Source organism: Empedobacter sp. UBA7611 (assembly GCF_002484365.1).
Classification (GTDB): Bacteria; Bacteroidota; Bacteroidia; order Flavobacteriales; family Weeksellaceae; genus Empedobacter; species Empedobacter falsenii_B.
In genome coordinates this window covers 1-11,076 of the sequence record NZ_DLJR01000004.1, presented here as the reverse complement: position 1 = coordinate 11,076, position 11,076 = coordinate 1, and the positions used below count along the sequence as shown (strand labels likewise).

The 11,076-nt window shown below is 32.2% G+C and carries 12 protein-coding genes; 9 read left to right on the top strand and 3 right to left on the bottom strand.

The annotated features are described in order from the left end of the window. Positions 1–770: 770 nt before the first annotated feature. Complete coding sequence (locus B3R94_RS00645) at positions 771–1,118, top strand: helix-turn-helix domain-containing protein (RefSeq protein WP_260544314.1); 348 nt, start codon at positions 771–773, stop codon at positions 1,116–1,118. Positions 1,119–1,139: 21 nt separating this feature from the next. On the opposite strand, the gene B3R94_RS00640 is transcribed toward B3R94_RS00645, so the two are convergent. Continuing rightward, positions 1,140–1,979: a tyrosine-type recombinase/integrase gene (locus tag B3R94_RS00640; protein WP_221854646.1), complete on the bottom strand. Its 840-nt coding sequence runs from the start codon at positions 1,977–1,979 to the stop codon at positions 1,140–1,142. Between the two features lie 208 nt (positions 1,980–2,187). On the opposite strand from B3R94_RS00640, the gene B3R94_RS00635 reads away from it, so the two are divergent. Next, the gene (locus B3R94_RS00635) at positions 2,188–2,535 is read left to right on the top strand and encodes a hypothetical protein (protein WP_291097921.1); all 348 of its coding nucleotides are present in this window, start codon (positions 2,188–2,190) and stop codon (positions 2,533–2,535) included. 455 nt (positions 2,536–2,990) lie between these two features. Next, on the top strand, positions 2,991–3,830 hold the full coding sequence (locus B3R94_RS00630) for a hypothetical protein (protein WP_291097920.1): 840 nt from the start codon (positions 2,991–2,993) through the stop codon (positions 3,828–3,830). On the opposite strand, the gene B3R94_RS00625 is transcribed toward B3R94_RS00630, so the two are convergent. Further along, entirely contained in the window at positions 3,820–5,118 is a 1,299-nt protein-coding gene (locus B3R94_RS00625; RefSeq protein WP_291097917.1) for a DNA methyltransferase, read from the bottom strand. The two genes, B3R94_RS00630 and B3R94_RS00625, sit on opposite strands and share 11 nt — an antisense overlap. An 865-nt stretch (positions 5,119–5,983) precedes the next feature. Here B3R94_RS00625 and B3R94_RS00620 point away from each other — a divergent pair. The 6 genes from B3R94_RS00620 to B3R94_RS00595 all read left to right on the top strand — a co-directional run bounded on the left by B3R94_RS00620 (position 5,984) and on the right by B3R94_RS00595 (position 10,862). Then, positions 5,984–6,433, top strand: a complete 450-nt coding sequence (locus B3R94_RS00620; RefSeq protein ID WP_291097914.1) for a DUF6591 domain-containing protein — start codon at positions 5,984–5,986, stop codon at positions 6,431–6,433. A gap of 56 nt (positions 6,434–6,489) precedes the next feature. Beyond that, positions 6,490–6,876, top strand: a complete 387-nt coding sequence (locus B3R94_RS00615; protein WP_165131328.1) for a hypothetical protein — start codon at positions 6,490–6,492, stop codon at positions 6,874–6,876. Between the two features lies 1 nt (position 6,877). Continuing rightward, complete coding sequence (locus tag B3R94_RS00610; RefSeq protein WP_291097910.1) at positions 6,878–8,125, top strand: hypothetical protein; 1,248 nt, start codon at positions 6,878–6,880, stop codon at positions 8,123–8,125. 21 nt (positions 8,126–8,146) lie between these two features. Then, on the top strand, positions 8,147–9,412 hold the full coding sequence (locus B3R94_RS00605) for an SPFH domain-containing protein (protein ID WP_291097907.1): 1,266 nt from the start codon (positions 8,147–8,149) through the stop codon (positions 9,410–9,412). Between the two features lie 4 nt (positions 9,413–9,416). Next, a complete protein-coding gene (locus B3R94_RS00600) occupies positions 9,417–9,761 on the top strand; it encodes a hypothetical protein (protein WP_291097904.1) in 345 nt (114 codons plus the stop codon). A gap of 75 nt (positions 9,762–9,836) precedes the next feature. Further along, on the top strand, positions 9,837–10,862 hold the full coding sequence (locus B3R94_RS00595; protein WP_165131316.1) for a PDDEXK nuclease domain-containing protein: 1,026 nt from the start codon (positions 9,837–9,839) through the stop codon (positions 10,860–10,862). Here B3R94_RS00595 and B3R94_RS00590 read toward each other — a convergent pair. Further along, positions 10,829–11,076 (bottom strand): hypothetical protein (locus B3R94_RS00590; protein WP_291097900.1); only part of this gene is annotated, 248 nt, incomplete at its 5' end. The two genes, B3R94_RS00595 and B3R94_RS00590, sit on opposite strands and share 34 nt — an antisense overlap.

The following is an 11,076-nucleotide window of genomic DNA, read 5'->3' as shown; positions in this document are numbered from 1 at the left end:
TTTTCTCTTCTTTTTATACTATAATTTAAGATTTTCAAATCTAAAGGAACCCGTCGAAGAATCTCATTCTTGACCTTAATGTCAAATAAATTTTACATACTACTTATTACATACTACAATCCTCTCAATACTATAAACTCACGTCTCATATCTAAATAACAGGTAGTAGCCCCAATAAATTTGGAAAATGATATGAAAGGGTTTACTTTTAATTTGCGAAAAAAAGAGTATAACCTAACTGTCAAAGTCTCATTACCGAGGCTCAGATAGAGAGCGAGTAAAGAAAGGGGAACCTTTTCTTTACGTTCCGTTAAATGTTATAAAACGGAGAATTGTTCTTTAAAAGAATGGAAAAAACGAACAGACTTTGTCTGGTGGTTTTTTACGGATGAATGGAAATTGTTTCGTTCTCATTTTGTGTTGGGTTTTATGGAACGATGTTTCTCGTGTATGAAGATATACTTGCAAAAAAAGCAAGGAGCAGTCTCACACCTTAGATCCATGGGCGACCAAACCCGTCTTTAAAATCCGAGGATAATAAAGTTTCCACCTAAAGCTAACGTGAGAACCGCTCACATGCCATATACGAAAGTACAAAACTTTTGAGACATGGAGCAATTTCACGGTGTTCTCGATGGAAAATTGGTCGTTTTGGAATCGAGTCACATCGTTTAATTATGACTATCAAAAGTCTAATTATCAAATCGCTAATACAAATATAACAATATTTTTTAACACACCAATATATTGGTGTAAAATATTTTAATAAAATGATAAAATATTTTGAATTTGAAACTACTCAATTTGATTTTGAGTTAATCCAACATATTAAGAAACTAAGAATAAAGGAAAAGTTTTCACAAGAAACCCTTAGTCTTAAAATGGGTTTAGCGAAAAGTTTCATTGGTAATGTTGAAAATTATCGTGAAAAACATAAATATAGCACCCGTCACATCACTCTTTTAGCAAAAGCATTCGGGTACAAAAATATTGGTGAGTTATTAAACTTTCCAATTCCACAATACGACAGAATTAAAGTTACGGTAGAACAGACTTATAATGAGGCAGGCACTAAAGTATTGAAAAGTGAAGTGGTGAAGGTTGTTGAGATAAAATAATATGTTAGATTTTACAAATTATCACAAAAAATCTAAAGGACTTGGTGTAGATTTTTTATCAATATCTGTAATGTGCGTATAAATCATGGTAGTTCTAATGTCGTTATGACCTAATAATTCTTGAACTACACGAACATCAATTCCACTTTTTATAAGATGAGTAGCATAGGAATGTCTTAATGTATGTACGCTGCCTTTTGATAAAACGCCAGCTTTACTCATAGCGTTTTTTAAAATTAATTGGACACTTCTTTCGCTGTATTGATCGCCTTTTGCGCCTTCAAACAAAAAGTCTTTAGGTTGATAAACCTTATAGTATTCTCTCAATAATAGCAAAAGTTTATCTGGCAAAGCAACTATACGATCTTTGTTACCTTTACTTTGACGAATAAGAAGTAAATTACTTTCTGATTTTATATCTGCAATTTTTAAATTTATCAATTCGCTTAGTCGCAATCCACAGCTATAGATTATTGTAAGAATAGCTTTATGTTTTAAATTTTCTGTTGCATTTAATAAATTTCGTACTTCTTCTTGAGAAAAGAAAGTTGGTAATTTATTAACTTTTCGTTTTGGATAAAGATAATTTAATTCGATTTTCTGATTTTCAACTAATTCAAATACTTTTTTAATTGCCCCAACCAAAGAACGTTGATAGGAAACACTGATATTTTCTTGAGTTACTTTTGTATTGATAAACAATTCGATTTCTGAAATAGGAATTTCATCTAATCTATTGTATTTTTCCATCTGCTCTAAGAAAACTTGAGCGTAACCACAATACGATTTTATGGTATTGTTTGCATATCGTTGTAATTTTAATCGATTTTGCAACGTTTTTAGAATTGTTTCGCTATCCATACATTCATTATTACATTTTACATCAAATTACTTCGTGATACATGAATTTTATTTTAGTAAGTGTCTAATTTACAAAAAAATAATTATATTTGTTTTTAATTTTACGAAATGCAGATATAGGTGATTTTTTACGAAACAAAAGCTAGATCAGTTTCGTGAAAAAACAATGTTATCTGTAATTTTACTGAATATCCCATAACAAAAAGGAATGAGAAAAATATTAATTCTATTTTTGATAATTACAAATCTTCTAATTTCTTGTGGGAAAATAACTCACAAAAAATTTAACTCTGAAAGATGGAAAACCGAAAATATAGATTCCGAAGAAAATTGGAATTTAAGATGGAGTATGATGAATGATTTACGTAATAATAACAAACTTGAAGGACAAACTAAGAAAGAAATAATTGAGTTACTTGGAAAACCTGAAACTGAAACTCAAAATGAATTTTATTATTACCTTGGTTATTCTGGAAAGGGAATAAACACAGGAACTTTAATTATTACGTTCAACAAAAACAATAAAGTAATTAAGGTTAATGTAACAGAAGGATGATAAAATTAACTAGAACCAAAGGATTTATCATTTCAGTTTTAAGCTTTATAATTGGTTTTATACTAAATGGACTTGCTTGGACAATTCTTCCAGGACCCGAAATAAATACAATATCACTTTTAGTAGGATTTTTATTAATGCTACTTGGGTTTACTCTATTTATAGCTAGTTTTTGGCTTAAAGATTAATAAAAACTACAGATAACATGGGTTTTGCAAAATGGCGGGTTTAAGGCTAAATTGAAAGTTCCAGCTTTCAATTCCGCAAAAAGCCAATTTTATTGGCTTTTTTCATATATTAGCAAATGAAAATTGGCTTTTGCTACGTATCGGGCTAAATTGAACTATCGTCCAATTCAAGCCGCCACTTCGCAAAGCCCCGAACCGTTATAAGCCATTTTCTGAAAAACGAAACTGTTAATTATTTTTATTAACTTGCGGACTTTTAAGAAAATTATGGAAAGAACAATCGACATAGAAAATAATCCAGAGCAACTAAACGAGTGGGTTTTAAAAAGTATAAATTTATTCAAAGACACTAACTATCTAGACCAAATTCTTGAAGTTTATCCTTTTCAGATTGCTTCTCCAGAGAGACTTGAAGCAAGTGTAAGACGAAGAATAATAAATGCTCATCAGTCTAGAAGAACAAATGAATTAATTGAAATTCTTAAAACGTTAACCAAATTTCCATACGAAGATCCAATTTGGTATTTACTTAAAAACATAGAAGGTTGCAACGAAAATAATCCTGTTCAAATTCAGAGAATAGCTAATTCACTATATTCAATGACTGCGGAAGAAACTGTTGTCAGACTTGAAGCAGCACCAAAATTAAACACTCAAATGGGTCCAATGTTTAATGCTTGGTTACGACAAAGATTTACTCTTTTACCACTTAACCTTTTTCAAGAATCAACAAATGGAATATGTATCCTTGATGCATCAGAAGAAATTGGAAAGCAATATATCAATGAAATTTTAAATCAAAACTTGGACAAAAGACCTGATTTAATTGCAAAAGTGAATAATCAATTAATTATTGGTGAAGCTAAATGGATTGGGCAACCAGGCGGAAACCAAGAAAAACAAGTACAAGAAGTATTAAAATTCTGTAGAAACCAGAGAGGCGACGTAATCAGAATAGGTGTAGTTGATGGTTTTCCTTGGTCATTATTTAATATTAATCATCGCTTGGTAAACAATAAAGAAGCTGTAAACATTCAAGAATCAGAATATGATATTGTTAGTGCAATACTATTAGAAGAATATTTTAATCAATTTCTTAATCAATAGAAACATATTCATAAAAATTACACTTAACGTTATCTTTTTTAAATGTTTGTTTTATTACATCAAACGATTGGTTAGAATTATCAATACCAATCCAATTTCTTTTTAATTGATTGGCAACTAAAAGTGTACTTCCAGAACCTGCAAAACAATCCATAATAAGAGAGTCTTTATTTGAAGAATTTAAAATAATTCTTTTCAACAAATCGTGATTCTTTTGTGTTGGATAATCAACATATGAAAGACCTTTGTCTTTAAAATTCCAAACATCTTGGACTTTTTTCCCTTTATGTTCATTTGCAAAGACCATCTTTCTTGGATTTCCATTTTCAGACCATTCTATTAAACCCAAATCGTCTAACCTTGTAAGCTCTTCTCTACTATATCGCCAATGTCTGCCTTTTGGTGGTAATATTCCTTTCCATTCTTTTCCAGTATCGCCATCAATTGTAATTCCTGGAGCGTGAATTGGATTTGTTGTATATCTTCCATAAACAGGATGGATTTTTGAAAAACTTTCAATTTCTTCTTCTTTTGTTAAAGGCTCTTTTATTTCATTCCAAATATTTTTATCTCTATTTTTTGCATAAAATAATATCATATCTGAATAATTACCGTAAGCATTTCTTGAAAAATTTTTTGGATTACATTTTATTCTAGTAATATCATTTATAAAGTTTTCGTAACCGAAAACTTCATCCATAATTATTTTAACATAATGACCAATTTTTTTATCAATATGTAAATAGATACTTCCATTTTCAGACATAAATTCTCTTAACAAAAAAAGTCTTTTTCTAATAAACTCCAAAAATTCACTATTAACTAATTTATCTGAATAAGCAAGGTCGTTTTCAATATTTGAGAAATTTAAACCTGTTCCAAAAGGTGGGTCAATATAAATTAAATCAACTTTATTTCTATACTTTGGTAATAATGCTTTCAAAACATAATAATTATCTCCAAAAATCATTTTATTTGACAAACTTTGATTTTCATCATTAATAGATTGCAAAAAACCTAACGGCTTATAGTTGAGTATTTCAGTTTCATTTGATTTACCTTCATAGTCTAAATAACAATTACGACTTTTCTTTAAATACAAAGTTTCGGGTTCAGAAACCATAGAATTAGTTGACAAGAAATTTTCAAATTCCTGATAAGAAACTCTATAACTTTTATTAATTTTCACAGCGTTTAACTCTTTCTTTTGTATATACTTAGAAACAGTTTGTCTAGTTATTTTTAATGTTTTAGCAACATCATCGACAGTTAAAAAATTGTTGTCCATAATTCATAATTTGACACAAAGTAACATAAATAAACACAAATAAACAAGTGACATTGTAAAAAAAATAAAAACGGCTTATAACAGCGGTTTTAAGAAATTGGGGTTTTAGTCTTTAATTTAAACTTTGTTTTGTACTTTTGAGGTTCGCGATTAACCGAAAGTTCGGGCTTACCAAATCCCCAACTTCTTAAAGCCGCGAAACGTTACCTGCAAGCCGATTTTAACAGCCGTCTTAAATCGAAACTTCGGAAAATTTAACAGAAAACAACCGCTGAAGTTATTTTTATTTTTGCCAACGCACATTTTAAAACAATTTTAGCCAACGCATAAATGGCACATTTGGTTTTTGCTGACACACAAGCCAATGCTTCAAAAAACCAAAAGAGCCATTTTTTTGCCAACGCTCTAAAAACAAGACCATAAATATTTATTATATTTGCAAAAATTAAAAACAAAAAAATTATAGAAACGAAAAGATAAAATTATAAAATAACATATTGCGTTTGCTACGCTACCTGTAAGTAAAAAGTCGAAATTTTATAGAGAACAGGGAAGTTTAGTCAGAACGCTCACGCTACGGCGTGGGCTTTTGCTTTACTTTGTTCTCAGGGCTTCGACTCCCTTACTTACGAGTTTGCAACTGTCCCACGTTTTTTTTGTAGGACATCGGCACAACGAAGTAATACCGAAAGTCCAAATGAACAGAAAAAGAACATACACTACTCCACTCCAAAAAATTCCACCCTAAAATATTCACTTTACGGAAAACCGTAAGGAAACACCAGTATCGTATTATACTTTTGCTGAAAAACTGTATTTCTATACTATATAAATCAGAATATTTAACATTATAAACATAAATAAAATGAACATCAAAAATTTACAATTAGCAATTCTTGCGACAATCGCATTAACATTCACAGCGTGTGGAAACAAAACGGAAAAAGAAACTTCTTTTGACGAGCCGACAACCGAAATGGAAACTTCTTCTTTTGATACAGAAGAAATTACAGACGGACCAACAAATGAAATTTCCGAAGAAAAAGAAGAAGTTGTTTCTACCCCAAAAGGGAATAATAATATTGATGAGTACCTAAAAAGTTACGAAGAATACGTTGACCAATACATCAAATTGATGAAAAAAGCCAAAGACGGAGATGTATCTGCAATGACCGAATATGCAGAATATATGGAAAAGGCAACCGATTTGTCAGAGAAAATGGAGAAGGCAGAAAGCGAAATGTCTTCGGCTCAAATGGCTAAATTCCTTAAAATCCAAGCCAAATTAACACAAGCAGCATCAAGTATGTATTAAAAAGCTATCGGGCAGATGAGAAACTCTTCTGTCCGATTTTTATAAAACTAATCAGAATGAAAATAACAACTACACTTTTCGTATTGTTTTTCAGCTTGTTTGTTTCAGCTCAAACCCAGATAAAAAGTGATTACCAAAACATTCAAGGCAAGTGGACTTGTATCTCACCAAAATATAAGAACCACAGCTTTACAGTAAAAGAAATGTCCTTTTTCCAGAAGTTTCAGCAAGGTACTTTAGAACAAGGTTTGCCTTACGAAATTAAAAGATATAACCACAAAGATCACAAAATAGACCTTGTTGGTTTGTTCGTGAAATGTAGCGGTTGTTTTGACGATGTATGGACAATCAGCGAATTAACACCTACAAAATTGGTTTTGATAAATTACGAAACCGAAGAAACTGTCGAGTATAAAAAAGTAGTAACCAAATCTAAAAAATAATATGTACAGCGAACAAATAGAAAAACTCATTGAACTGGCATTAGCAGACGGAGAATTAACCGAAAAAGAAAAACAAATCTTGTTCAAAAAAGCTGAAGCCGAAGGAATTGACCTTGACGAATTTGAAATGGTTTTGGAAGTACGAATTTTTGAAAAGACAAAAAACAAAACAACAGAAACCGCAGCTTCTCCAAAATCGGATAAGTTGGGCGATGTAAAAAAATGTCCTGCCTGCGGAGCAATAGCAGAAAGTTTTGCTACAAAATGTTCGGATTGTGGTACTGAATTTAGAAATATAGAAGCATCGGGAAGCGTGATTAAGTTTTTTGAAAAACTTGATGAAGTAGAAGCAACTCGAACAACAGCATTGTATGAACAAAGCTCTAAAAGTAATATCGGGATTGGAACTGTTTTGTTATGGTTGTTCTTTTGGCCTGTTTTAATTTTTATCAAAGGATTCCAACTTATTCTTTCTACTGCAAAACCAGCGAAATGGTCAACTACTGATGCCAGAAAAGAAGAATTGGTACTCAATTATCCTGTACCTGTTTCAAAGGAAAATATTTTGGAATTTCTGACACTTTCTGCAAGTAAAATCAATTCGTCATCTTATCTGACGATATTTTCGGAAGACACCAAATACAAAAATGCTTGGAATAAAATATGGTTAAAAAAGATAGAGCAGATTAATTCCAAAGCGACAATCTCTATGAAAAACGACACAAAAACCTATGCCGAAATACAAAATATTGTAGAAAATGCAAGAAACATCACAAAAGAAAATGTAAAAAAAGTGTTTCGGGTTTTGGGTGCAGGAATTATAATTATTTTAGGATTTGTCATTTGGAATATCATCTCTGGAAAAATAGACGACAATAGAAACAATACCTACACTTCTGTAACAAATTCTGCCGAAAAATTAATAGAGAATAAACAATACGAAGAGGCAGAAAAATTGTTGGACGAAGTAGATAACAAACACAAAGTAGAAATCAAAAGTAAAATCCAACTTTCAAAACTGACTGAAAAATTAGAGGATTTAGAACCTTTATTGAAAAATAAAGAATATTCAAAATTAAAGATGGAGCTTGAAAAATTAAGATGGACTAAAATAAGTCCGAATTCCGATTGGGATTTGGAAAGCATCGAAAGAGAAACATTCAAAAATTTCATCGAAAAGAAAAAAGCGATAAATAACCAAATGCCCGAAGATAAACGAGCAGAAATAGAAAGTGAATATTCATTATAAACCAAAAAAACAATTTCAGAAATGGGCTTATTCAGCAAAAAGTCAGAAGGCGGATTAATGGACGTAATTCGTTGTGATGAACAAGAATATTTGGTTTGGAAATGGCGACCGTCAGGCTCTGCCAATTCTACCAACAAAGAAAATGCAATACGCTACGGAAGTAGTTTGCGAGTAAAAGACGGAGAACTTGCCGTATTTTTCTACAAACAAAATGACGGTTCTATGCAGGATTTTATACACGGTCCGCACGACCAAACTATAAAATCAGCCAACTTCCCTATTCTTACAAACATTGTAGGCACAGCATTTGGTGGAAGTTCGCCATTTCAGGCAGAAATTTATTTCATCAATCTTTCGGGAAATGTACAAATCAAATTCGGTATTCCGTATTTTGATTTGTACGACCCGAGATTTATAGATTTAGGTGTTCCTTGTGCCGTTCGTGGTACACTTACTTTTAATTTGACTGACTACAAAAACTTTATCAAACTCAACCGTTTGGTTAATTTTGATTTAGACGATTTCAAAAAGCAAATCAAAGATTTTTTTCAGCGAAAAGCAAAATCGGTTATCTTAAATACTCCACAGGACAATAATATTCCTGTAATGCAAATTGAAAGAAAAATTGACGAAATAAGCGACATCATCCAATCCAAAATAAAAACCGATTTGGAAGACCATTTTGGCGTAAATCTAAAACGATTGGACATTGGAGCAATTGAATTAGATAAAGAGCATCCGCATTATCAACAACTCAAAAAGACAACTGCCGACCAACAAACGAAATTTGCCGAAGCCAAAACGGATATTGAAATAGAAAACCTATCCGAAACCACACGTATCCAACGAAAAGATATGGAAATGGGTGTTGAAGGTAAAAACTTTGCCGTTCATCAGCTCAATCAACAAACAGATGTGCTAAAAACTGCAGCCGAAAATCTTGGGGGAATGGGCAATGTAGATTTAGGTGGCGGAGGCGGATTAAATGCAGCGGGACTAATGGTAGGAATGGGAATTGGCGGAGCAATGGGTAACCAAATGGGTGGAATGATGAACAATATGAACAACACACCGCCACCACCGCCTGTATCAACCTATCACGTTGCACTGAACGGACAACAATTAGGACAATTTACAATTGAACAACTGAAACTATCCGTACAAAACGGACAGTTTACACAACAGCATCACGTTTGGAAAGAGGGAATGTCGGCTTGGGAATTGGCAAGTAATGTTCCTGAACTTGCTAATGTATTTTCATCCGTTCCGCCACCACCAACAATTTAAAATTATGAAATTAGATTTTATAAAAACAATCATTGCAATAGCTGTAAGCGGTTTAATCGCTTACAGTTTCTTTGCCTTTAATACAAGTGTAAACAAAGACTTGCTGACTTTTGGCAGTTTATTTTTTTTGATAATAACCTTAACGATGACCATTGGAGTTAGTTTTACATTACCAAGAACCACCTCGTTGATAAGAACCGTTTCAGCAATTTTCTTTGGCCTTGCTTTAATCAGTAATATTGTATTTTCGTTTATGGATTTCAAGGAAGCAAGCTATATCATTGTAAACGGAATTTTGTTTTTGATTTATGGATTGATTTCATACTCTATCGGAAAAGCCAAGCAATAAAAAATTGATGTAACGAAAAAGTAATCACGTTCTACAATCATTCTTTAGGACAATATTTTTTAAATTTGTTGTCTTATGGATGAACAGCAAAACTTAGCATATAACAGTAATTTGTATCAATTTTCGAGAGAATTGATACTCAACGCTCGTCAGAAAGTATATCAAACGGCCCATTTTACAATGGTTGAAACCTATTGGCACATTGGGCAAAAAATTGTGGAAGAACAAGACGGAGAGCAATATGCCAAGTATGGAAAAGGTTTGTTAAAGTCAGTTTCAGAACGCTTACAAAATGAGTTTGGCAAAGGTTTTACCTATGCAAATCTGACCAATATGCGTAAATTTTACCAGCAATTTCCAAATGTTTACGCACTGCGTAAAGAATTGAGTTGGACACATTATCGTTCGCTAATTCGGGTCGAAAATCCGAAAGCAAGAGAAGTTTATATGAACGAAGCGGCTGATAATGCTTGGAATACACGCTTTTTGGACGAACAAGTGGACAAACATTATTACGAGCGACTGATTTCGACACATAAAGAAACTTTGAACGAACTGAATACAGAAAATTCAAAACAATTGGCTGTAAATCCGCAAGATTTTATACTGAAAGACCCACTTGTTTTGGATTTTTACGATTTAAAAGAGAAGCAGACATACAGCGAAAACCAAATCGAACAAGCGATTATAGATAATATTCAGAAATTCTTATTGGAACTTGGAAAAGGATTTTCTTTTGTAGCTCGTCAACAACGCATCAATACAGAATTTTCACATTACTATATCGACTTGGTATTTTATAACTACATCTTAAAATGCTTTGTTTTGATTGACTTGAAAATCGGGAAACTCACACATCAAGACGTTGGACAAATGGATATGTATGTAAGAATGTATGACGAAATGAAAAGAACCGAAGGCGATAACCCAACAATCGGAATTATACTTTGCGAGGAAAAAGACCGAGCAGAAGTTCGCTATTCCGTTCTAAACGACAATCAAAAACTATTTGCGACAAAATACAAATTGTACATTCCGACAGAGGAAGAACTGATACAAGAAATCACTCAAATTCGTTCGCAAATGAACTTGGAAGAATAATAAGCCAACGCTAAAGCAAGCACATTTGCAATTCGCACAAGCCAACCGCACAAAGCCAAAAATTGCAAAAGAGCTTGCTTTTCCAACCCTAAAAAAATTGTTTTAAAATATTGCCAACGCTTAAAAAAAAATAAAATAAGCAGACAAGCATAAAGAAAAGACGGCCAGCAGGTAACAAGGGTAACTGTTGCACAACTCCAATTTACAGTAAAAA